At 72.7% G+C, this 21,610-nt stretch carries 24 protein-coding genes; 13 read left to right on the top strand and 11 right to left on the bottom strand.

The window, feature by feature from the left end:
- Positions 1-17: 17 nt before the first annotated feature.
- Positions 18-785: a TioE family transcriptional regulator gene (locus tag ABT127_RS36020; protein ID WP_351459709.1), complete on the bottom strand. Its 768-nt coding sequence runs from the start codon at positions 783-785 to the stop codon at positions 18-20.
- Positions 786-854: 69 nt separating this feature from the next.
- Between ABT127_RS36020 and ABT127_RS36015 the strand changes: the two genes are divergently transcribed.
- Entirely contained in the window at positions 855-2,105 is a 1,251-nt protein-coding gene (locus ABT127_RS36015) for an erythromycin esterase family protein (protein ID WP_351459707.1), read from the top strand.
- Positions 2,106-2,160: 55 nt separating this feature from the next.
- A complete protein-coding gene (locus ABT127_RS36010; RefSeq protein WP_351459705.1) occupies positions 2,161-2,859 on the top strand; it encodes a VWA domain-containing protein in 699 nt (232 codons plus the stop codon).
- A gap of 33 nt (positions 2,860-2,892) precedes the next feature.
- On the opposite strand, the gene ABT127_RS36005 is transcribed toward ABT127_RS36010, so the two are convergent.
- The 3 genes from ABT127_RS36005 to ABT127_RS35995 all read right to left on the bottom strand — a co-directional run bounded on the left by ABT127_RS36005 (position 2,893) and on the right by ABT127_RS35995 (position 5,196).
- Positions 2,893-3,081, bottom strand: coding sequence for a CsbD family protein (locus ABT127_RS36005; protein ID WP_351459701.1), 189 nt, complete (start codon positions 3,079-3,081; stop codon positions 2,893-2,895).
- Between the two features lie 84 nt (positions 3,082-3,165).
- Positions 3,166-4,041, bottom strand: coding sequence for an undecaprenyl-diphosphate phosphatase (locus tag ABT127_RS36000; protein ID WP_351459739.1), 876 nt, complete (start codon positions 4,039-4,041; stop codon positions 3,166-3,168).
- Between the two features lie 150 nt (positions 4,042-4,191).
- Positions 4,192-5,196 carry a helix-turn-helix domain-containing protein gene (locus tag ABT127_RS35995; protein WP_351459699.1) on the bottom strand — a complete coding sequence of 335 codons (1,005 nt, stop codon included), beginning with the start codon at positions 5,194-5,196 and terminating at the stop codon, positions 4,192-4,194.
- A 74-nt stretch (positions 5,197-5,270) separates the two neighbouring features.
- Between ABT127_RS35995 and ABT127_RS35990 the strand changes: the two genes are divergently transcribed.
- Positions 5,271-6,470 (top strand): MFS transporter, encoded by a 1,200-nt coding sequence (locus ABT127_RS35990; RefSeq protein WP_351459696.1) that lies wholly within the window; start codon positions 5,271-5,273, stop codon positions 6,468-6,470.
- On the opposite strand, the gene ABT127_RS35985 is transcribed toward ABT127_RS35990, so the two are convergent.
- Positions 6,427-7,146 (bottom strand): TVP38/TMEM64 family protein, encoded by a 720-nt coding sequence (locus tag ABT127_RS35985; protein ID WP_351459694.1) that lies wholly within the window; start codon positions 7,144-7,146, stop codon positions 6,427-6,429. The genes ABT127_RS35990 and ABT127_RS35985 overlap by 44 nt on opposite strands.
- Positions 7,147-7,232: 86 nt before the next feature.
- Between ABT127_RS35985 and ABT127_RS35980 the strand changes: the two genes are divergently transcribed.
- The 3 genes from ABT127_RS35980 (at position 7,233) to ABT127_RS35970 (ending at position 10,353) form a co-directional block, all read left to right on the top strand.
- Positions 7,233-7,937, top strand: coding sequence for a DNA alkylation repair protein (locus ABT127_RS35980; protein ID WP_351459691.1), 705 nt, complete (start codon positions 7,233-7,235; stop codon positions 7,935-7,937).
- A gap of 302 nt (positions 7,938-8,239) precedes the next feature.
- On the top strand, positions 8,240-9,433 hold the full coding sequence (gene tuf, locus ABT127_RS35975; protein ID WP_351459688.1) for an elongation factor Tu: 1,194 nt from the start codon (positions 8,240-8,242) through the stop codon (positions 9,431-9,433).
- A gap of 59 nt (positions 9,434-9,492) precedes the next feature.
- The gene (locus tag ABT127_RS35970) at positions 9,493-10,353 is read left to right on the top strand and encodes a spermidine synthase (RefSeq protein WP_351459685.1); all 861 of its coding nucleotides are present in this window, start codon (positions 9,493-9,495) and stop codon (positions 10,351-10,353) included.
- Between the two features lie 2 nt (positions 10,354-10,355).
- Here ABT127_RS35970 and ABT127_RS35965 read toward each other — a convergent pair whose 3' ends face one another.
- Entirely contained in the window at positions 10,356-11,732 is a 1,377-nt protein-coding gene (locus ABT127_RS35965) for an MFS transporter (protein ID WP_351459683.1), read from the bottom strand.
- A gap of 119 nt (positions 11,733-11,851) precedes the next feature.
- Between ABT127_RS35965 and ABT127_RS35960 the strand changes: the two genes are divergently transcribed.
- Positions 11,852-12,289 carry a DUF4442 domain-containing protein gene (locus tag ABT127_RS35960; RefSeq protein ID WP_351459737.1) on the top strand — a complete coding sequence of 146 codons (438 nt, stop codon included), beginning with the start codon at positions 11,852-11,854 and terminating at the stop codon, positions 12,287-12,289.
- A 265-nt stretch (positions 12,290-12,554) separates the two neighbouring features.
- Here the strand turns inward: ABT127_RS35960 and ABT127_RS35955 are convergent, their stop codons facing one another.
- Positions 12,555-12,734: a hypothetical protein gene (locus ABT127_RS35955; protein WP_351459680.1), complete on the bottom strand. Its 180-nt coding sequence runs from the start codon at positions 12,732-12,734 to the stop codon at positions 12,555-12,557.
- Between the two features lie 74 nt (positions 12,735-12,808).
- Entirely contained in the window at positions 12,809-13,246 is a 438-nt protein-coding gene (locus ABT127_RS35950; RefSeq protein WP_351459678.1) for a flavoprotein, read from the bottom strand.
- Positions 13,247-13,419: 173 nt separating this feature from the next.
- On the opposite strand from ABT127_RS35950, the gene ABT127_RS35945 reads away from it, so the two are divergent.
- Positions 13,420-14,070 carry a DedA family protein gene (locus ABT127_RS35945; RefSeq protein WP_351459676.1) on the top strand — a complete coding sequence of 217 codons (651 nt, stop codon included), beginning with the start codon at positions 13,420-13,422 and terminating at the stop codon, positions 14,068-14,070.
- Between the two features lie 25 nt (positions 14,071-14,095).
- Here the strand turns inward: ABT127_RS35945 and ABT127_RS35940 are convergent, their stop codons facing one another.
- Entirely contained in the window at positions 14,096-14,617 is a 522-nt protein-coding gene (locus ABT127_RS35940) for a gamma carbonic anhydrase family protein (RefSeq protein ID WP_351459673.1), read from the bottom strand.
- 121 nt (positions 14,618-14,738) lie between these two features.
- Between ABT127_RS35940 and ABT127_RS35935 the strand changes: the two genes are divergently transcribed.
- Positions 14,739-15,518: an acyltransferase gene (locus ABT127_RS35935; RefSeq protein ID WP_351459735.1), complete on the top strand. Its 780-nt coding sequence runs from the start codon at positions 14,739-14,741 to the stop codon at positions 15,516-15,518.
- 15 nt (positions 15,519-15,533) lie between these two features.
- Here the strand turns inward: ABT127_RS35935 and ABT127_RS35930 are convergent, their stop codons facing one another.
- Positions 15,534-16,442 carry a LysR family transcriptional regulator ArgP gene (locus ABT127_RS35930; RefSeq protein WP_351459733.1) on the bottom strand — a complete coding sequence of 303 codons (909 nt, stop codon included), beginning with the start codon at positions 16,440-16,442 and terminating at the stop codon, positions 15,534-15,536.
- 69 nt (positions 16,443-16,511) lie between these two features.
- Between ABT127_RS35930 and ABT127_RS35925 the strand changes: the two genes are divergently transcribed.
- The 4 genes from ABT127_RS35925 to ABT127_RS35910 all read left to right on the top strand — a co-directional run bounded on the left by ABT127_RS35925 (position 16,512) and on the right by ABT127_RS35910 (position 20,312).
- Positions 16,512-17,129 carry a LysE/ArgO family amino acid transporter gene (locus ABT127_RS35925; protein WP_351459670.1) on the top strand — a complete coding sequence of 206 codons (618 nt, stop codon included), beginning with the start codon at positions 16,512-16,514 and terminating at the stop codon, positions 17,127-17,129.
- 54 nt (positions 17,130-17,183) lie between these two features.
- Entirely contained in the window at positions 17,184-18,524 is a 1,341-nt protein-coding gene (locus ABT127_RS35920; RefSeq protein WP_351459667.1) for an MFS transporter, read from the top strand.
- Between the two features lie 613 nt (positions 18,525-19,137).
- Positions 19,138-19,710 (top strand): helix-turn-helix domain-containing protein, encoded by a 573-nt coding sequence (locus tag ABT127_RS35915; RefSeq protein WP_351459665.1) that lies wholly within the window; start codon positions 19,138-19,140, stop codon positions 19,708-19,710.
- 44 nt (positions 19,711-19,754) lie between these two features.
- The gene (locus ABT127_RS35910) at positions 19,755-20,312 is read left to right on the top strand and encodes a YbaK/EbsC family protein (RefSeq protein WP_351459662.1); all 558 of its coding nucleotides are present in this window, start codon (positions 19,755-19,757) and stop codon (positions 20,310-20,312) included.
- A gap of 57 nt (positions 20,313-20,369) precedes the next feature.
- On the opposite strand, the gene ABT127_RS35905 is transcribed toward ABT127_RS35910, so the two are convergent.
- Positions 20,370-21,359 (bottom strand): LacI family DNA-binding transcriptional regulator, encoded by a 990-nt coding sequence (locus ABT127_RS35905; protein WP_351459659.1) that lies wholly within the window; start codon positions 21,357-21,359, stop codon positions 20,370-20,372.
- Positions 21,360-21,610: the final 251 nt, after the last annotated feature.

The raw sequence follows: 21,610 nt of genomic DNA, 5'->3' as shown, positions 1-21,610 counted from the left end.
GTGAGCGACCTTCCCGGCTAGCCGCGCCCGACCGTGGCGACGCCGTCGGGGGAGCCGTCGGAGGAGCCCTCGCGTCCCCGTAGATACCTCTCCAGCTCGCCCGCGCCCGCCAGCATCGCGCGGGAGCGGGCGGACAGCCGGTCGTGCCAGTCGCGCAGGGTGGCCTCCAGCGGCTCGGTGCCGCCCGCCGTGCGCACCTGGCCGATCAGCGGGGCGATCTGCTCCAACAGATATCCGCCGCGCCGGAGTTGATGGGCGAGGCGCGCGTCGCGCACATCGGTTCCGTCGTACACGCGGTAGCCGGTCACCGGATCGCGGCGCGGATGCACGAGCCCCGCCGCCTCCCACTTGCGCAGGGTCGCGGGCCGGACGCCCAGCTCCTTCGCGAGCGGCCCGATGAACCGGAGGGCGCGTCCGGGAGTGGTCGCGGGGACGGGTTCCAGGCCGCGCAACGCGTGCTCCACCGTGCGCAACGTTCTCCGGTCCTCCAGGAGTTGCGCGTGACTCTCGTCGACCAGGCGCAACGCCTCGTCGGTCGCACCCTCGTTCACCGCCCGCATGACCGCTGTGGCCGTCGCGTGGCCGTGTCCGGGAACCAGGGCGCGGAACGCGGTCAGCGCCAGCGCGTGCAGGGGCGTATAGGTGCGGTAGCCGTGCGGGGTCCGCGCGGCCGCCGGGAGGATGCCCTCCTCCTCGTAGTTGCGGACCGCCTGCGTCGACAGACCGTGCTCACGCGCCAGGTCGACGGGTCTGAGCCGCACCCTGACTTGAGACTCAGATCTCACATTTCGCTCCCTGCACGCAGACTCAATGCCAAAAGCTTCCACCGCAGGTTCAAAGATAGCGTTGATGCCATGAAGACCGAGTCTCCCGGCATCGCGCACACCGTCCACCCCGTCGGGGCCGCCGCCGTCCTGCGGCTGCTGCCGACTCCCCGCCCCCGGCTCCTGGCCCTGGGCGAGCCGACCCACGGCGAGGACTCGCTCCTCGACCTGCGCAACACCCTGTTCCGGCAGCTCGTCGAGGAGGCGGGCTACCGGACGATCGCCCTCGAGAGCGACTGTCTGCGCGGCCTCGCCGTCGACGACTACGTCACCGGAGCCACCGGACTCGCCGCAGGCGCCGCGCACCCCGATGCGCTCGACGACGTCCTGCGGAACGGCTTCAGCCACGGCTTCGGGGCGTCCGCCGCCAACCGTGAACTCGTCCGCTGGATGCGGGAGTTCAACGACGGCAGGCCCGCCGCCGACCAGGTGCGCTTCGCCGGGTTCGACGGCCCGCTGGAGATCACCGGCGCCGAGAGCCCGCGCCGGGCTCTCATCGCGCTCCACGCCTTCCTCGCGGACCACGGCGACGCGGACCTGCTGCCGTGCCCGGCACGCACCCTCGACGATCTGCTCGGCCCCGACGACCGGTGGACCGAGCCGGCCGCGATGCGGGACCCGGCCCGTTCGGTGGGCCGGTCGGCCGACGCGTCCCGGCTGCGGCTCCTCGCCGACGACCTGCTGGCACTGCTCGACGCACAGGCCCCGCAGCTGCTCGGGGCGGCCTCACGGGAGGGCTGGGACCGGGCCCGCCTGTACGGGCGGACCGCCGTCGGCCTGCTGCGCTACCACCATGGCATGGCCGACCCCTCGCCGAGCCGGATGACCCGGCTCCTCGCGGTCCGGGACTCCATGATGGCCGACACCCTCCTCGCCCTCACCGAGCGCGGCCCGACCCTCGCCTTCGCCCACAACTCCCATCTGCAACGACCTCGGAGCACCATGCGCATGGACGGCCATCCGCTCGTGGCCTGGTGGAGCGCCGGCGCGCTCGCGGCGGCCCGGCTGGGGGAGCGGTACGCCTTCGTGGCCACGGCGCTCGGCACCATCCCCCACCGGGGCGTGGACACCCCGCCCCCGGACACCCTCGAAGGGCTGCTCCACGCACTGCCGCAGGACCGCTGTGTCGTCGACCCGTCCGAGCTCGCCGCCCTGCTCGGCGACCCGGCACCGGCGCCGCGCGTCTCGCCGTGGTTCGGCTACGCCCCGTTCGACCCGGCCCATCTCGGGGCGTGCGACGCCCTCGTGTTCCTGAAGGACCTGCCCCCGAATCCCCGGTGACGAGACAGAATCCCCGGTGACGAGCCGCCCGCGGCCGCCCTGCGAGGATGGCGCCATGCCGCTCAGCTTCGAGAAGGTCCCCGCCGGGCTCGTCAGCCTCGCCAAGACCGCCGCCGTGTCCCTGGAGAAGCAGGGCCTGACGGGCCTGCGGGCCGCCGTCTATCTGGTGCTCGACCGGTCCGGCAGCATGCGCAAGTACTACAAGAACGGCAGCATGCAGCACCTCGCCGAGCAGGTGCTCGCCCTCTCGGTGAACCTGGACGACGACGGTGTCGTCCCCACCGTCTTCTTCGACAGCGACGCCCGCCCCGCCGTCGACATCGGCCTCGACGACTACCAGGGCCGGATCGCGGAACTCCACAGCGAGTACGGGCACATGGGCACCACCGACTACGCCGCCGCCATGGACGCGGTCATCGACCACTACCTCGACAGCGGCGTACGGAGCCCGGCCCTCGTCATCTTCCAGACCGACGGCTCCCCGGACTCCCGGCGGGCCGCCGAGCAGACCCTGTGCAGGGCCGCGAAGCTGCCGCTGTTCTGGCAGTTCGTCGGCTACGGCAAGGACAGGTTCGACTTCCTGCGCAAGCTGGACGAGCTGGCGGTCCCGGCCCGGCGCGTCGTCGACAACGCCGGGTTCTTCCCGGCGGGCAAGGACCCGAAGCTGATCCCGGACGGGGTGCTGTACGACCGGCTGACGGGCGAGTTCCCCGACTGGCTCCGGGCCGCGACCGCCGCCGGGATCATCACCTGAGCGGGCCCCGGGCCCGAGGCCCGCGGGGAACGGTCAGTTGTCGTCGTCGCTCAGGGAGTCGCGCACACCCTTGAGCTTGTCCTTGGCCTTGTCGCCCATGTTCGCCGTGTCGGCCTTGGCCTGGTCGACCTTGCCCTCGGTCTTCATCCGCTCGTTGCCGGTGGCCTTGCCCAGCATCTCCTTGGCCTTGCCCTTGGCCTTGTCCATGGCGTTGTCGCTCATGACGACTCCTTGATGTGGTGGTTCGGGGTCGTCTGTGACGTTACGGGCGGGTCGTGAGGGCCGCATCCGGAGGGCGCGGCGCGGCTATCCGGCCGACTCGGCGGCGTGCGGGCTCAGCACTCCCGCGGTCACCAGCACGATCAGCGCGATGCCCAGCGCGATCCGGTAGTACACGAACGGCATGAAGCTCTTGGTGGAGATGTACTTCATGAGCCACGCGATGATCGCGTACCCGACACCGAACGCGATCAGCGTCGCGAACACCGTCGGGCCCCACGACACGTGCCCGCCCTGCGTCGCGTCCTTCAACTCGAAGACGCCCGAGGCCAGTACCGCCGGAATCGCGAGGAGGAACGAGTAACGGGCCGCCGACTCACGGGTGTACCCGAGGAAGAGACCGCCGCTGATCGTCGCGCCGGAGCGGGAGACACCGGGGATCAGCGCCAGCGCCTGGCACAGGCCGTAGATCAGGCCGTCCTTCACCGACAGGTCCTTGAGCTCCTTGCGGGTGCGGACCGCACGGTGCCTGCCGCCGAGCTCGTCACGGGCGGCGCGGCGGTCCGCGACACCGAGCACGACACCCATCACGATCAGCGTCGCCGCCGTCAGCCGCAGATCGCGGAACGGGCCCTCGATCTGGTCCTTGAACGTGACGCCGAGGACACCGATCGGGATCGAGCCGACGATCACGAGCCAGCCCATCTGGGCATCGTGGTCACCGCGCATCGTCCGGTCCGCCAGCGACCTGAACCACGCCGAGATGATCCGGGCTATGTCCTTGCGGAAGTACAGCACCACGGCCGTCTCCGTGCCGAGCTGGGTGATCGCCGTGAAGGCGGCGCCCGGGTCGCTCCAGCCGGCGAAGGCCGCCGTCAGCCGCAGATGGGCGCTGGACGAGATCGGCAGGAACTCCGTGAGCCCCTGGACGAGGCCGAGAATGAATGATTCGAACCAAGACATGGAGAAGTACGCGATCCAGGGGCCGGGGACGGGACCGGCCGCGGGCGCGTGCCGGACAGGACGGGGAGCCACGCGCCCCCGTCACCACAGGGGCACGGGCACACGCGTGAGGCACGCTAGGCGCCGAAAGTGACGGGCAGGCAACGCACGCTAGACATCCGGGTCACGCTGGGCCGACAGCAAGGTGTCCCCGGCCGGGGTGCGGAAGTACAGCACCGAGCGCCCGGCCCGTCGGCGCTCCACGAGCCGGGCGTCGCCCAGCACCTTCAGATGCCGCCCCACCGAGCCGAGCCCCTGCCCGGTCAGCGCCGTCAACTGGGTCGTCGTCAACGGCTGGCCGAGCAGCACCAGGACCCGGGCGCGGGCCGTGCCGAGCAGCACGGCGAGACCGTCCGGCGGCGTCACCCGGCCCGCGTCGGCGAGCGCGCCCGCGCAGGGGTAGACCACCGCGTACCGGTCCGGCGGCACGCCCGCACCGGGCGGCGGCTCCGGCCAGGAGACCCAGCCCAGGTGCGGGGTCACCGGCACGAAGAGGAGCCGTGCCCCCGAGATGTCCCGCGGCGGATAGTCGTGGGCGTTGATCCGCAGCCGTCCCTCGCCCAGCCAGCGCATCGTCGGCCGCAGCGCGCCGAACGCCGCGGCCCAGCCGCCGACCGACAACTCCCTGGTCCGCGCGACGACATCGGCCTCGATGACCCGGCGCCGCCGCGGCCACTCGGGCAGCACCGTCGTCCGCCACACCCAGTCGAGGAGCCGTGCGGCGCGCTCCGCCAGGTCGTCGGGGCGCGCGAGCACCGGCGGCAGCGGTCCCGGGCACGACAGCGCGAGGTCCGCGCGCACGGCGTCCGACGCAGTCGCCGCGATCCGGGCCAGCCCCTCGTCGAGGTCCAGATCGATCCGCCCGTACGGGGTCGGGGTCAGGAAGTCCGCGGTCCAGGTCGTCCCGAAGGCGGCGGCCAGCAGCGCCGCCGTCACCGGGTCCGCGGCCAGCCGGGCGCGGAAGGCGGGCAGGTGGGTGTCCAGCCAGCGGCGCTCACCGGGGTGCGCGGCCCTCGGATCGGCGAGCTTCTTGAGGCTCGCCGTCGTCTCCGCGAGCGACGACACCACGAACCGGCTGCCCGCCAGCGTGTCGGCGTCGACCTGCCAGATCCCCACCCTGCCCACCCCGATCGTTTCGCCGTACCGCGAAACATTAACGTCCCGCCGCCACCCCCGAGCAGCCTCTGCCCATGCGCACGTACCGCGACCTCTTCGCCGCCCCCGAGTTCACTCCGCTCTTCGCCGCCTGTTCGCTCCAGGTCGCCGCCCAGACGGTCGGCGGCCTCGCCCTCGGCTCGCTCGTCTACGCGTCGACGGGTTCGCCGCTGCTGTCCGCGCTCGCCATGTTCGGGCCCGCGCTCGCCCAGGTCGTCGGCGCGCTCACCCTGCTGTCGGCGGCGGACCGGCTGCCGCCGCGCGCGGTCCTCGCCGGACTCTCCCTCTTCCTGGGCCTGGCCACCCTGCTCCAGACCGTGCCGGGCCTGCCGACCGCCGCCGCGCTCACCCTCGTCCTCCTCCAGGGCGTCCCCTCGGCGCTCGGCGGCGGCGTCCGCTACGGCCTGCTCACCGACATCCTCGACAAGGACGGCTATCTGCTGGGCCGCTCCGTCCTCAACATGAGCGCCGGGATCTGCCAGATCACCGGATACGCGCTCGGCGGCGTCCTGCTCACGGCACTGTCCCCGCGCGGCACCCTGGTGATCGCCGCCGGCCTGTCCGTCCTGTCGGCGGCGGTCGCCCGCGGCGGGCTGAGCGCCCGCCCGGCCCGGGCCGCGGGCCGCCCCTCCCTCCGCCGGACGATGCGCGGCAACGCCCTGCTGTGGTCCTCGGTCCCGCGCCGCTACGTGTACCTGGCGCTCTGGGTGCCCAACGGACTGATCGTCGGCTGCGAGGCCCTCTTCGTCCCGTACGACACCGGGCACGCGGGCGTGCTGCTCGCGAGTGCCGCGCTCGGCATGCTCGCCGGGGACATCCTCACCGGGCGCTTCCTGCCCAGCCGCTTGCGGGCCCGCCTCGGTGCTCCGCTCCGGCTGCTGCTCGCCGCGCCCTACCTGGTGTTCGGGGCGCGCCCGTCGCTGCCCGTGGCCCTGGCCGCGGTCGCCGTCGCGTCGGTCGGCTTCTCGGCGAGCCTGCTGCTCCAGGAACGCCTGGTGGCGCTCACCCCGGACGAACTCAGCGGCCACGCCCTGGGGCTGCACACGGCCGGAATGCTGACGATGCAGGGCGTGGGAGCCCTGCTGGCGGGCGCGCTCGCGCAACTCACCTCACCGGCCGCGGCGATGGTGGTCCTCGCGGTGCTGTCGGTGGCGGTGACGCTGGTTCTCGGACCGGGATTTCGCTCCCGGGTCAGTGCGACCCCTCGCGCGGGGGACTCCACTTGTGCCGCTTGAACCAGGCGACCAGCGCGCCCGCGAGGCCCGTCACCGCGATGAACCCCATCGCGATCAGGAACGCCGGAGAGGTGGGAGCGGAGGCCCGGGCACCCGCCACCACATAGGCCGCCGTGTTCGGGATCGAGCCGAGTGCGGTGGCGAGGAGGAAGGGGGCCCAGCGCATCCGGGACACCGACGCGCAGTAGTTCGCCGCCCAGAACGGCACCCCCGGAAAGAGCCGGGCCGCCAGCATCGAGCGGAAGCCGTGCCTGCTCAGCTGGCCGTCCGCGGCCTTCAGCCAGCGGCCCCGCAGCAGCGGCCGCAGCGCGTCCTGGCCCAGCACCCGGCCCAGACCGAACGCGACACCGGCGCCCACGACGGTCCCGCCGATCGCCCCGAGCAGGCCGAGCTGGGAGCCGAACAGCGCCCCCGCGGCCAGATTGAGCAGCGGTCTCGGCACGAACGCGACCGTGCACAGGCCGTAGGCCACGGTGAACGCCACGACTGCGAACGCCCCGGTCAACTGGCGCGGCCAGCCGTCCTGAAGGAGCCGTTGCGGTTCGAAGAGCAGGACGCACGCGGCGGCCGCGGCCAGCAGCACCATCAGGAGCGACAGCCGTGACCAGGGGGAGAACAGCACCCGGGTGAAGCGTGCTGCGAGCCCGGCGGGACGGGCGGGGACGGTGTCGAGCATCCGGGGAGACTAACCGAGACATACATAAGATCGCCGTAGGTTGTGTCTCACTTCTCCCACAATGGATCGCCCCCGGGGAGCAGCACGTGTCCGTCATTCCGCCGCCCAGCGCCTGGGCCGACACCGTCCTCGACCGGCTGACCACCGTGTACCCGGCCGCCGCCGACCCCGAGCGGGCCGCGCGGATGAGGGCCTACATGAAGGACGTCGCCCCCTTCCTCGGGCTGCCCTCACCCGAGCGGCGGGAGCTGTCCCGCACCGTCCTCCAGGGCACGGCGCGACCCGACGCGACCGATCTCACCGCCCTCGCGCTGCGCTGCTGGGCGCTGTCCGAGCGCGAGTACGCGTACTTCGCCGTCGACTGTCTGCGCCGCCACGTCCGCGTCCTGCCGTCGTCCTTCCTGCCGGTCGCCCGGCAGCTGATCACCACCGTTCCCTGGTGGGACACCGTCGACCACCTCGCCGCCCACGTGGTGGGCGCACTCGTCGCCGCCGACCCGGGGCTGACGGCCGCCATGGACGCGTGGATCGAGGACGACGACCTGTGGGTGGCCCGGACCGCCCTGCTCCACCAGCTCCGCTTCAAGGAGGCCACGGACTCGGAGCGGCTGTTCGCCTACTGCCTCCGCCGGGCCGGGCACCCGGACTTCTTCATCCGCAAGGCGATCGGGTGGGCGTTGCGCGAGTACGCGAAGACCGACGCGGACGCCGTACGGGGCTTCGTCGCCGCCCACCGGGACGTGCTCGCGCCGCTGTCGGTGCGGGAAGCCCTGAAGAACGTAGGTCCGTGACCGGCTGAGCAACTCCCGGGCCGGGACGGAAAATCGTTCGACGCGCGGCGATCCATCGGCCAGGATCTGCCTCATGTTCCGGCACGCCTTCCTCGCAGCTCCGTCCGCAGTCGCGGACGCTGCTCAGGCTGCCGTCCTCCTCGCGGCCACGCTCGCGGCAGCAGCCGCCGACGGCGCGCGACGCTGACCCTCTCCGGACATTCCGGCGGACCCCGCAGGGGGAGGGTCGGTCCGGCTCAGGGGTCCCCGCCTCCACAGGAGGCCCTCACTTTTCGTGAAGTTCCGGAAGGGACCACTCAGCCATGCCCAAGACGGCATACGTGCGCACCAAGCCGCACCTGAACATCGGCACCATGGGCCACGTCGACCACGGCAAGACCACCCTGACCGCCGCCATCACCAAGGTCCTCGCCGAGCGCGGCGGGGGTACGTTCGTCCCGTTCGAGCGCATCGACAAGGCGCCCGAGGAGGCGCTGCGCGGCATCACCATCAACATCGCGCACGTCGAGTACGAGACCGACACCCGCCACTACGCGCACGTGGACATGCCCGGCCACGCCGACTACGTCAAGAACATGGTCACCGGCGCCGCCCAGCTCGACGGGGCGATCCTCGTCGTCTCCGCGCTCGACGGGATCATGCCGCAGACCGCCGAGCACGTGCTGCTCGCCCGGCAGGTGGGCGTCGACCACATCGTCGTCGCGATCAACAAGGCGGACTCCGGGGACGAGGAGCTGACCGACCTCGTCGAGCTGGAGGTGCGCGAGCTGCTCTCCGCGCACGGCTACGGCGGCGAGTCGGTGCCCGTGGTGCGGGTGTCCGGGCTCAGGGCGCTGGAGGGCGACCCGCGCTGGACGGCGTCGATCGAGGCGCTGCTCGACGCCGTGGACACGTACGTTCCGATGCCGGAGCGGTATGTCGACGCGCCGTTCCTGCTGTCGGTCGAGAACGTGATGACCATCAGCGGGCGCGGGACCGTCGTCACCGGCGCCGTCGAGCGCGGGCGCGTGCGGGTCGGGGACCGCGTGCGCGTGTACGGGGCGGAGGACTCCGCGAAGGACGCGGAGACCGTCGTCACCGGCGTCGAGACCTTCGGCAAGCCGATGGACGAGGCGCAGGCCGGGGACAACGTCGCGCTGCTCCTGCGCGGAGTGGCCCGCGACGCGGTCCGGCGCGGGCACGTCGTCGCCGAGCCCGGCAGCGTGCGGCCCGCGCGGCGGTTCACCGCGCAGGTGTACGTCCTGTCGGCGGCGGAGGGCGGCCGCAGCACGCCCGTCGCCACCGGATACCGGCCGCAGTTCTACCTGCGCACCGCGGACGTCGTCGGCGACATCGACCTCGGCGACGCGGCCGTCGCGCGGCCCGGCGACACCGTCACCATGACGGTCGGGCTCGGCCGGGCCGTTCCGCTGGAGCCCGGCCTCGGCTTCGCGATCCGCGAGGGCGGGCGGACCGTCGGCGCGGGCACGGTGACGACCGTGGAGCCCGGCGCCTGAGGGCGTGCCGGGCCCGGGACCCTGATGTTCGGGGGTCCCGGGCCCGGCACAATGAGCGGGTGAACGCACCCGACCCCGAGCCGATACCCGTCGTCCGCGCCGTCGACCACGGCACGGCCAGACTCCTGCCCGACGTGGACCGGCGCCGGGCCTGGCTGCTCACCGTCGACGGGGCGCCCCAGTCGTACGTCGATCTGGACGACCCCGCGTACCTGGAGTTCGAGTACGCCCGGCGCCTCGGCCACGTCCTGGACTGCGCCGCCGACGAGGGCGTGCCGCTCGACGCGCTGCACCTCGGCGGCGGCGCCCTGACCCTGCCGCGGTACGTCGCCGTCACCCGGCCCGGCTCCCGGCAGCACGTCGTCGAGGCCGACGGCGGGCTGCGGGAACTCGTCGCCGAGCAGTTGCCGCTGCCGGACGGGGGAGCGGGCATCACCGTGCACGGCGGGGACGCGCGGGCCTGGCTGGAGGCGGCGCCGGCGGACAGCGCGGACGTGCTCGTCGCCGACGTGTTCGGCGGCTCCCGGGTGCCGGCCCATCTGACCACCCTGGAGTACGCGCACGAGGCGGACCGGGTGCTGCGGCCCGGCGGCACCTACGCGGCGAACCTCGCCGACGGCGCCCCGTTCGCCTTCCTGCGCTCCCAACTGGCGACGTTCTCCGCGGTGTTCCCCCATGTCGCGCTGATCGCGGAGCCCGCGGTGCTGCGCGGGCGCCGGTTCGGCAACGCCGTGCTCGTCGCCTCCCGGGCCGAGTTCGACACACCGGAGCTGGCCCGCCGCACCGCGCGCGACGCGTTCCCCGCGCGGGTCGAGCACGGCGAGGCGCTGCACCGGTTCGTCGGCGACGCCCGGCCGGTGACGGACGCCGAGGCGGTGCCGTCGCCGGAGCCGCCGGGCGGTTCCTTCAGCGTGGGGTAGGGCTACGAGACGTCGCGTGCCGGGGCCGCCACCGGCTCGGTCGCGGTCACCGCCGCCGTGGCCGCGCCCGTCACGCCGACCGCGGCCGCGTCGTCCGGGCCGGTCGCCGCCACGGCGCCCGCGATCTCGGTCGACTCCCTGCGTCGCAGATTGCGCACGTCGGGCACGAAGAGCACCGCCGTCGTCGCGACGACCACCATGGCCGCGCACCCCCACAACGCCGGCGTCAGGCCGAACGCCGACTCGGCGGGCCCGGCCAGCGCCGTGGCCAGCGGGACCATCGCCACCGAGCCGAACCAGTCGTAGGCGGAGACCCGGGACAGCTTCTCCTCAGGTATCTCCTGGTGCAGTGCGGTGATCCAGGAGACGCCGAACACCTCCATCATGATGCCGCTGACGAACATCACGGCCACCAGGGCCGGCAGCGGCACCGGCACGGCGAGCGCCGCCGACGGCAGGGCGAGCGAGAACACCGACAGCGTCGCCGCGAACAGCAGCCGCTTCGGCTTCCAGCGCATCATCAGCAGACCGCCGAGGATCGTGCCGACCCCGAACGCGCCGAGCGCGAAGCCCCACGGCCCGGCCCCGCCCAGTTCGGCGCGCGCCACCAGCGGGCCGAACACCGCCTCGGCCGCGCCCACCACGGCGACGACCACCGAGAACTGGGCGATGATGCCCCACAGCCAGGGCCGCGAGGCGACCTCCCGCCAGCCCTCGCGCATGTCCGAGAGCAGCCCGCCGCCCGGCGCGCGCGGCGCGATGTGGTTCACGTCCAGGAAGCAGCGCAGCGCGCCCGCCACCGCGAACGCCGCCGCGTCCACCGCGAGCACCCAGCCCGGTCCGAGAGCGGCCACCATCACGCCGCCGAGCGCGGCGCCGCCCACCGCGGCGCCCGACATCGCCATCCGGAACAGGGCGAACGCCCGGCTCGCCTGCTCCGCGCTGACCGACGACATCAGCATGCCCTCGGCCGCCGGGCTGAAGAACGCCTGCCCCATGCCGCCCAGCGCGCTGAGCGCCATCATCTGCCACAGCCGCGGCTCGCCCGTGAGGACGAGCAGTGCGAAGGCGCCCTGGGAGAGGAAGCTCAGCGCGTTGGCCGCGACCATGACGTGGTGGCGCGGCAGCCGGTCGGCGACGGCGCCGCCGACCAGCAGGAAGATCACCAGGAACAGCGTGCGGGCCGCCGCCACCAGACCCACGTCACCGCCGTCGCCGCCGGTCTCCAGCACGGCGAACGCCGAGGCGATCAGCGCGCCGTTCGCACCGAGCGCCGTGATGAACGCAGACCCGGCGAGCAGCGTGTAGTTCCGTCCGGCCCAGGCGGGCCGGCGCGACTGCTTGGCAGGGGGTGGCGGAGCGGTGGATGAGGAGGTCACTGGGGGACTATCGCCGCCGCGCGCCCATTTGCCAAACCATTCGCCCCGGCCGGGGCCCGGGGCGGGGATGGCCAGGCTGGCTACCCGTGGGTAACATGCGGTCCATGAGCGCAGACCAGATGTCCATCGGCGAGATGCTCGCCGCCACGGTGCCGATGGCCCGCACCCTGAACCTCGACTTCCAGGAGACCAGCCCCGACAAGGCCGTGGTCTCCCTCCCCGACCAGGCCGACTACCACAATCACGTGGGCGGCCCGCACGCCGGAGCGATGTTCACGCTCGGCGAGTCCGCCAGCGGCGCCATCGTGCTCGCCGCCTTCGGCGACCAGCTCGCGCGCGCCGTGCCGCTGGCCGTCAGCGCCGAGATCGCCTACAAGAAGCTGGCCATGGGCCCGGTCACCGCCACCGCGACGCTCGGCCGTCCGGCCGAGGACGTCGTCGCCGAACTGGACGCGGGCGAGCGCCCCGAGTTCCCGGTCACCATCGAGATCCGCCGCGAGGACGGCGCCGTCACCGGCGAGATGAAGGTCGTCTGGACCCTGCGCCCCAACGGCTGACCGACGAGTCCCTCGGCACGCCCGTCGGCGACGAAGACGACGGGCAGGCCGACGGCCGACTTGAACACACCGCCCGGGATGTACCCGGCGAGGTCGCGCAGACGGCACCCACACCGCCTTGGCCACCTCCCGCGGCGATGCACACACCTCACCCGACAGCCGCCGCCAGCCGACGTACACCACCCTCAGGCCAGTCACCGGAGGCAGCCGCTCCCCGATTATCCACGGCGACGGCGCTCCGTCGGCCGGCGGGGCGCGGACGGTGCTACGCCGCCTTCACGATCTCTCCGCGCACGGCCGCCGCCCACTCCACGACCAACAGCTCGTACCGTGCCCGCTGCTCCGTCGACAGACGCACGGCAGGGTGTGGCCACAGCTCGCGGATCTCCGCGTTGATCACGGCAGCGGGCCGCAGTCGGCCCGCAGGCGGGGGAGTGGGGGACATGAGGCAATCCTATGGGCGGGCACTGACACGGCCCGGCCACCGGCGGAATCGGCATATGACGATCAAGCGAAGCTCTAGGGATTGATCATGCTCTTGACACGGTCGAGCGCCCTCTCCCAGGGAAACGCCCGAGGATGGCCCTGATTCGGCGGGTGAGGCGTATACCCGTCGCGGCCGTCGAGGACCACGACGCCCTGCTTCCGAAGCCTCTCGACCGACACGGCGACCGCGGGCTGAGCGCCCTGCGCCTGGTTGAAGTAAGGCATCGCCACCACCGGTGTGCCCATGTGGACAGCCTCCGACTCCCACGGCAGCTCGTACCGCGACCGCACCGGATGACCGGTCAGATCGACGAGCTCCTGCATGCGCGGCTCCCACCAGCTCGCCGCCGACGGCGTCAGGATGAGGCAGACATCCCACTCGGCGGCCGGCGCGAGGCGCACACCGTCGTCGAGGTACTGGGCAGGGCCGGCAGCGCAGGCGATCAGGTAGAGCACAGGCACGCGATACATGCGCGCAGTCCACAACTCCCGGCCGGGGCACGCAACCCGCTGTCGGGCGCGTCGGCTTCCAGCGGCTCTTCGGGCGTATCAGGGCGAGCAGGTAGGCTTCCCGGCGTGGGCGCCCCAGGGGAGGGCGCACGCCGGGTACACCGAACTTGCGGGCCTTACGGGAGGCGGCTGCTTTGCACATCCAGGAGTGGCTCGACACGATTCCGGCAGTCGCCATCTACGCCCTGGTGGCGGGCGTCATCGGCCTGGAGAGTCTCGGCATCCCGCTGCCCGGTGAGATCGTCCTCGTCTCCGCCGCCCTGCTCTCCTCGCAGCACGGCGACATCAATCCGGTCGTGCTCGGCGCCTGCGCCAGCGCGGGCGCCGTCATCGGCGACTCCATCGGATACGCGATCGGCCGCAAGGGCGGCCGACCCCTGCTCGCCAAGCTGGGCGCCAAGTTCCCCAAGCACTTCGGGCCCGCCCATGTCGCCACCGCCGAGCGGTCGTTCGAGAAGTGGGGCATGTGGGCCGTCTTCTTCGGCCGGTTCATCGCCCTGCTGCGGATCTTCGCGGGCCCGCTCGCGGGCGTGCTGCACATGCCGTACTGGAAGTTCCTGATCGCGAATTTCCTCGGAGGCGTGGTCTGGGCCGGTGGCACGACCGCCGTCATCTACTACGTGGGCGTGGTCGCCGAGGACTGGCTGAAGCGGTTCTCGTACGTGGGTCTCGGCGCGGCCGTGCTCGTCGGGCTCGCGTCGATGCTCATCGTGAAGCGACGGGCCACCAAGGCCGCCGCCGCGCACGAGCGTGCCGAGGCGGAGGCCGCCGTCGTCGCCGACTGACGGCTTCCGCCCCCGGCGGGCGCCGTCACAGGGCGCGGTGCATCTTCGCCAGCTCCACGTAGTGGGTGCCGTTCAGCGTGACGAGCTCGCGCTCCTCGTCCGTCAGCTCGCGCTTCACCTTCGCGGGGACCCCCGCCACCAGGGAGCCGGGCGGGACCACCATGCCCTGCGGGACCAGCGCCTGCGCCGCCACCAGCGAACCCGCGCCGATCACCGCGCCGTTGAGCACCGTCGCGCCCATGCCGATCAGGCAGTCGTCCTCGACGGTGCAGCCGTGCAGCACCGCGTTGTGCCCGACCGAGACGCGCTCGCCGACCGTCACCGGGAAGCCCGGGTCGACGTGGACCGTGCAGTTGTCCTGGATGTTGCTGTCGGCGCCGAGCACGATCGGCTCGAACTCCGCGCGCAGCACCGCGCCGTACCAGACGCTCGCGCCCGCGCGCAGGGTGACGTCGCCGATCAGCGTGGCCGTCGGCGCCGCGAACGACTCCTGGTCCAGCGCCGGTTCGTGGTCGCCGAACCCGGTGACGAGTGCCTCGTGGGCCATGCCTGCTCCTCTGATTCCCGATGGTGGTGTCGCGCCAGAGCGAACCGTACCTGTGGGGTGAAGATCACAGGCCGGTGAGGTGGGGGCGGACGGTACGGGTGAGTAACGTAGCGCCGTGCCGATGAAATGGAACGTGTTCTCGTCCCCGGGCGGCTCGGACGGTCGCGGTGGCCGGGGTGGCCCCGGCGGTCTCGCCCATCGAGCCGTCCAGGCGGGCTGGCGCTGGGCGCAGCGCAGGGGCGCGGTCACGGCGGAGCAGACCGGAGGGCACCCGTTCCGTGCGATCGGCCACGGCACCCGGCTGGCCTTCCCGCAGGGCACCCTGTTCGGGGAGCCGTGGATCCGGCTCGGCGCCCACTGCATCATCGGCGAACAGGTCACGCTGACGGCCGGGATGATGCCCGACCTCGACCTGGGCCCCGATCCGATCCTGACCATCGGCGACGGCGTCGTCATCGGACGCGGCAGCCATGTCATCGCGGACACGACGGTGACCATCGGCCGGGACGTCTACATGGGCCCGTACGTCTACATCACCTCCACCAATCACTCCTACGACGACCCGGAGCAGCCGATCGGCAAGCAGTGGCCGCGGATGGAGCCGGTGGAGATCGGTCCCGGCTGCTGGATCGGCACCAATGCCGTGATCCTCCCCGGCGCCCGCGTCGGACGGAACGTCGTCGTCGCGGCGGGGGCCGTCGTGCGCGGCGAGATCCCCGACCACGCGGTGGTGGCGGGGGCGCCCGCGCGGGTCGTACGCACCTGGGACAAGGAGGCGGGCTGGCAGCCCCCGCTGCGCACGCCCGCGCCGCAGCCGATCCCGGCGGACGTGACCCCGGAGCAACTGGTGGCCCTGGCCGACCTGGAGGACACCGGCCCGGACCCGACCGGGCGGCCCTGATCCGCCGGACAGGCCCTAGGCGGGAGGCCGTAGCGCCTCCCCGGCGGCCGCTGTGACCGCCTCCGCCACCGCGGCGAGCGCGGGGGAGTCCAGTTTCCACTGCTGCCAGTGGAGCGGGACGTCGACCGGGTGGTCCGGGGCGAGCCGCACCAGGCGGCCGGACCGGAACAGGGGCTCGGCCTGCCACTCGGGCAGCACCCCCCAGCCCAGGCCCAGGACGACGGACTCGACGAACCCCTCCGACGTGGGCACCGCGTGCCGGACCCGGCTCGCCGCACCGCGACCCCGGCGCAGGCCCCGCACGAACGCGTCCTGAAGGTCGTCGCTGCGGTCGAAGGTCATCACCGGGGCCGTGGTGAGCGCGTCGGCGAGGGACCCCTCAAGGTGGCGTCGGGCGAAGTCGGGGCTCGCCGCCGCCAGATAGCGCATCCGCCCCAGGGCCCGCACCGAACAGCCCGTGACCGGCTCGGGCGACGACGTCACCGCCGCCATCACCCGGCCCTCGCGCAGCAGCTCAGCGGTGTTCGTCTCGTCCTCGCGATGCAGCTCGAAGCAGACGTACGGGGTCCGGTCGACCCGCCCCAGCGCGCCGAGGAACCAGGTGGCGAGCGAGTCCGCGTTCACCGCCACCGAGACCCGGGTCGGCTCCTCGTCCTCGGTGGTCAGGCCCAGCTCGGCGTACGCGTCGCGTTCCAGGCGGGCGAGCTGACGCGCGTACCGGACGACGACCGCGCCCGACTCGGTGGGCCGCACCGGTTTCGTGCGCACGAGCAGCACCCGGCCCGTGCGCTGCTCCAGCGCCTTGACGCGCTGGCTGACCGCCGACGGCGTCACGTGCAGGGCGGCGGCCGCCGCGTCGAACGTGCCCTCGTCGACCACCGCGAGCAAGGTCCTGACCTGGTCGAGCGGCAGTTCCGGAGTCATCACAAGCGCTAATGTTACGTAAGAATCTTTAGCTGTACGCGCGATGATCCCACCCGTAGCGTCGAAGCAATGAACACCTCACTCGCCGCCGCGCTCGCGGGCTTCGGCACCGGTCTCTCCCTCATCGTCGCCATCGGGGCGCAGAACGCCTTCGTGCTGCGCCAGGGGGTGCGACGCGACGCCGTGCTCGCCGTCGTCGGCATCTGCGCGGTGTCGGACGCGGTCCTCATCGCGCTGGGCGTGGGCGGAGTGGGAGCGCTCGTCGTCGCCTATCCGCAGGCGGTGACCGCGGTCGGCTGGATCGGGGGAGCGTTCCTGCTCGTCTACGGGGCGCTCGCCGCCCGCCGGGTGATCGCCCCGGCCGGGGACGCGCTGCGCACCGAGGGCACCACGAGCGGGTCCCGGCGGCGGGCCGTGCTGACCTGTCTCGCCATGACCTGGCTCAACCCGCACGTCTATCTCGACACCGTGTTCCTGCTCGGCTCGGTGGCGGCCGGACAGGGCGCGCTGCGCTGGACCTTCGGACTCGGCGCGGTGCTGGCCAGCCTCTGCTGGTTCACCGCGCTCGGCTTCGGGGCCCGGCTGCTCGGCCGCTTCCTGGCGAAGCCCGCCGCCTGGCGGGTCCTCGACGGGCTGGTCGCCGTCACCATGATCGCGATGGGGATCATGCTGATCGCCGGAGGCTGAGACGCTGTTCCCGGCTCCGGCCGGGGCTGCGATAGTGAGTCCTGCAGCCGATAGATGTACCGAGCAAGCAGGAAGTACGTGGACACCAGCGACAGCAGTACCGGCACGGAATCCGCAGCCGAGCCGAAGGAACCGAACGAACCCCCGGCGGCGAACGAGCCGCGAAGCGGCTGGCGCCGCTTCGCCATGGACACCCGGCCGCTGCGCATCCCCGCCTACCGCCGGCTGTGGACCTCGACCATCGTCACCGCCGTGGGCAGTCAGCTCACGGCCGTCGCCGTGCCGAAGCAGATCTACGACATCACCGGCTCCTCGGCCTGGGTCGGCGCGGCGAGCCTCGCCGGGCTCGTCCCTTTGATCATCTTCGCCCTGTGGGGCGGCGCCGTCGCCGACAGCGTGGACCGCCGCAAGCTGCTGCTCGTCACCAACTCGGGCATCGCCGTCACCTCGCTGCTGTTCTGGCTCCAGGCCGTCAGCGGGCTCGAGTCCGTCGCCGTACTGATGGTGCTGCTCGCCCTCCAGCAGGCCTTCTGGGGCCTCAACTCCCCGGCGCGCACCGCCTCCATCGCCCGGCTCGTCCCCGAGGGGCAGCTCCCCGCCGCCAACGCGCTCGGCTCGACCGTCATGCAGACCGGGCAGGTCGTGGGGCCGCTGCTCGCCGGTGTCCTGATACCCGTGATCGGGCTGCCCGAGCTGTACCTGATCGACGCCGTCGCGCTCTGCGTCACCGTCTGGGCCGTCTACAAACTGCCCGCGCTGCCGCCGCTGTCCGAGATCAAGCGCCGCGCCGGGGTGCGCGAGATCGTGGAGGGGTTCCGCTACATCTCCGCGCACAAGGTGCTGCTGCTGTCGTTCCTCGCCGACATCATCGCCATGGTCTTCGGCATGCCGCGCGCCCTCTTCCCGCAGCTCGCCGCCGAGACGTACGGCTCGTACGGGGAAGGGCTCGCGCTCGGGCTGCTGTTCGCCGCGATTCCGATCGGGGCGGTGGCCGGTGGGCTCTTCTCGGGGACGTTCTCGCGGGCGCGGCGGCACGGGTGGATGGTGATCTGGGCCGTGGTCGCCTGGGGCGCGGCCATCGCCGGGTTCGGGCTGAGCCGGAGTCTGTGGCTCGCCGTGGTGTTCCTGGCCGTGGCCGGAGTCGCCGACATGGTCTCGATGGTGTTCCGCGGGGCGATTCTGCTGTCCGCGGCCACCGATGAGATGCGGGGCCGTATGCAGGGGGTGTTCACCGTGGTGGTCGCGGGGGGTCCGCGCCTTGCCGACGTTCTCCATGGTTCGGCCGGGTCGGTGTTCGGCGCGCGGGAGGCCGTCACCGGGGGCGGGCTGCTGGTGGTGGCGGCGATGCTGGTGCTGGCCCTCGCGGTGCCGGCGCTGCGGCGGTACCGGATCTGAGACGCGGTCCGCCTCCGGCGGTTCTTCGGGTACGGGCCGCGTCGTTGCTGGTCGCGCAGTTCCCCGCGCCCCTGGGTCGTCTTGTGCCTGCGGCCCGGTGGCCGCTTCTCGCGCAGTTCCCCGCGCCCCTGGGTCGTTCCTCGTCTGCGGGCCGGTGGGTGCTTCTCGCGCAGTTCCCCGCGCCCCTGGGGTGTTTTGTGTCTGCGGGCCGGTGGGTGCTTCTCGCGCGGTTCCCCGCGCCCCTGGGTCGTTCCTCGTCTGCGGGCTGCGTCGTGGCTGGTCGCGCAGTTCCTCGCGCCCCTGGGGTGGCTTGCGTCTGCGGGGCGGTGGCCGCTTCTCGCGCGGTTCCTCGCGCCCCTGGGGTGGCTTGCGTCTGCGGGGCGGTGGGTGTTTCTCGCGCTCCTGGGATGCGCACTTCGTGCGCCGGCTCTTCGGGTGCGCGGCGGGGCGACGAGGAGGCTGGTGAGTGATGTCGTGGCGTGCCTCGCAGTACAGTTTGATGAACGCCCAAGTGCATCAGACGGTAGTTCGGTCAACTGGACTTTGGCGTTCGTGATAGTGAACGTCACTTCTCGCTCGCCGCCCGCGCTCACCCCTGCCCCCTGGACGGAACGTGTCGGATCTCGACCTGCTGACCCAGTCGCTCGCCCGCAACGTCAAGCACTGGCGCTCCGAGCGCGGCTTCACCCTGGACGCGCTCGCCGCCCGGGCCGGTGTCAGCCGCGGCATGCTCATCCAGATCGAGCAGGCCCGCACCAATCCGAGCATCGGCACCGTCGTCAAGATCGGCGACGCGCTGGGGATCAGCATCACGACGCTGCTCGACTACGAGCAGGGTCCGAAGGTGCGGATCGTGCCCGTGGAGCAGGCGGTGCGCCTGTGGTCCACGGAGGCCGGCAGCTATCACCGGCTGCTCGCCGGGACCGAGGCCCCCGGCCCCCTGGAGATGTGGGACTGGCTGCTGCTCCCGAACGAGGGGAGCGCGTCCGACCCGCACCCGGACGGCACCATCGAACTCGTCCACGTGACCGAGGGAGAGCTGACCCTCGTCGTGGACGGCGTCCCGCACCGGGTGCCCGAGGGGGCGAGCGTCACCTTCGAGGCGAACGCACCGCACGAATACCGCAACGACGGCACCGTGCCGACCCGGATGATCATGGCCGTATCGGTGCCGTTCGTACGCTGAGACGCCAGATTCGCCGACACGCGGCGGCTGTTAGCGTGCCGCCCATGCGCGCACCCATCGGAGATTTCGCCCACGTCCGGCCGGCCCCCGAGGCCCTCGACCTGCTGACCCGCCCCGTCGCCGACGCCGTACGGCACTGGCGCGGCACGGTGCCCGCACAGGACCTGGTCCACGTCGACACCGACCCGGAGTGGGCCGACACCGCCACGTTCGTCGAGCACTACGGCCCGGAGCTGCTCGCGCAGTCCGCGAACTGCGTCGTCGTCGCGGGCAAGCGCGGCGGCGAGAGCACCCTCGCGGCGTGCGTCGTGCTCTCCACCACGAAGGTCGACGTGAACGGCGCGGTCCGCCGCCAACTCGGCGCCCGGAAGGCCTCGTTCGCCTCGATGGACACCGCCGTCGGCGAGACCGGCATGGAGTACGGCGGCATCACCCCGGTCGGCCTGCCCGCCACCTGGGCGGTCCTCGTCGACGCCGCCGTCGTCGACCTCCCGTACGTCCTGATCGGCAGCGGCACCCGCCGTGGCAAGCTGATCGTGCCGGGCAAGGCGCTCGCGGAGCTGCCCGGGGCGGTCGTCCTGGAAGGGCTCGGCATCGCCTGACCGCCGGGACGCGCCGTGGCGCCGGCGCCCGGAGAACCGGGCGCGCCCCGCCGCGGCTCACCTCCGCGGCGCCGGTCCCGTGCTCTCCCGCACCACCAGCCGCGTCGGCACCAGCGTCGTGCCCCGCTCGGCCGCGCCCTGCCGCACCTGCCGCAGCGCACTCTCCACACAGCGCCTGCCGACCTCGCCGAAGTCCTGGTGGACCGTGGTGAGCGGGGGCAGGAACGAGCCCGACTCCGGGATGTCGTCGAAGCCGATGACGGACACGTCGTCGGGAACCCTGCGGCCGCGCTCGTTCAGTGCGCGCAGCAGGCCCAGCGCCATCTGGTCGTTGGCCGCGAACACCGCGGTGCAGTCGGGGTGTTCGGCCAGTTCCAGGCCCGCGCGGTACCCCGACTCGGCCGACCAGTCGCCCCGCGCCGGTTCCGGGACCGGGCGGCCGGCGTCCTGGAGTGCCGTGCGCCACGCGTCCGTCCGGCGCTGCGCCGCGAACGAGCCGGAGGGGCCGGCCAGATGCCAGACCGTCTCGTGGCCCAGATCGAGCAGATGCCGTACGGCGTCGCGCGTGCCGCCCGCCTGGTCGGTGTCCACCACCGCGAAGCGGTCGCCCGCGTCCGAGTCCACGACCACCACCTGCACGTGCGACGGCAGCGTGAGCCGCCCCGAGTCCAGGAGGTGCACCTCCATGATGACGATCACCGCGTCCACGGCCAGCTCGCCGAGCCGGGAGAACGCGCCGCGCACCTCGTCCTGCGTGGGGACCGCGACCGGCATCAGCGTGACCGCGTACCCCTCCTGGGCCGCCGAGGTCGCGATGCCCTCCAGCGTGCGGACGTTGCCCGTCGTCGACAGCGTGAACGTGATGACGCCGATGGTGTGGAACTGACCGCGCTTGAGCGCGCGGGCCGCGCTGTTGGGCCGGTAGTCCAGGTCCCTCATGGCGGTGAGGACCCGCTCGCGGGTCTCCTCGTTCACCCCCGGGAAGCCGTTCGAGACACGGGAGACCGTCTGCGAGGAGACCCCCGCGACCCGTGCGACGTCCGCCATCGAGGCGCCGCGGGCACCCCTTGCGCGCCGCTCGCGGCCGGAGGGCGAACCGCCTCCCGTTGTTCCTGTCACCGTGTGCCTCACCCGTCGCTGTGTGCGCTCGCCGGCCGGCCGTCGGTCCGGTCAACGGCCTTTGGCCGGAGGGCTCTTGACCGTCCTCCGTGGGCAGTGTAGACATTCGGCCACCGGATGTTTACGTAAACATAACAGCTCGTGAGGCGCTCGCGCGCAGCGATGTTTGCGTAAACATC

Origin of the sequence: Streptomyces sp. NPDC001904 (assembly GCF_040297005.1) — a bacterium.
In the GTDB taxonomy this organism is placed as follows: domain Bacteria; phylum Actinomycetota; class Actinomycetes; order Streptomycetales; family Streptomycetaceae; genus Streptomyces.
Note: the sequence above shows the minus strand (reverse complement) of the source record. Positions and strands in the feature narration are given on the sequence as shown.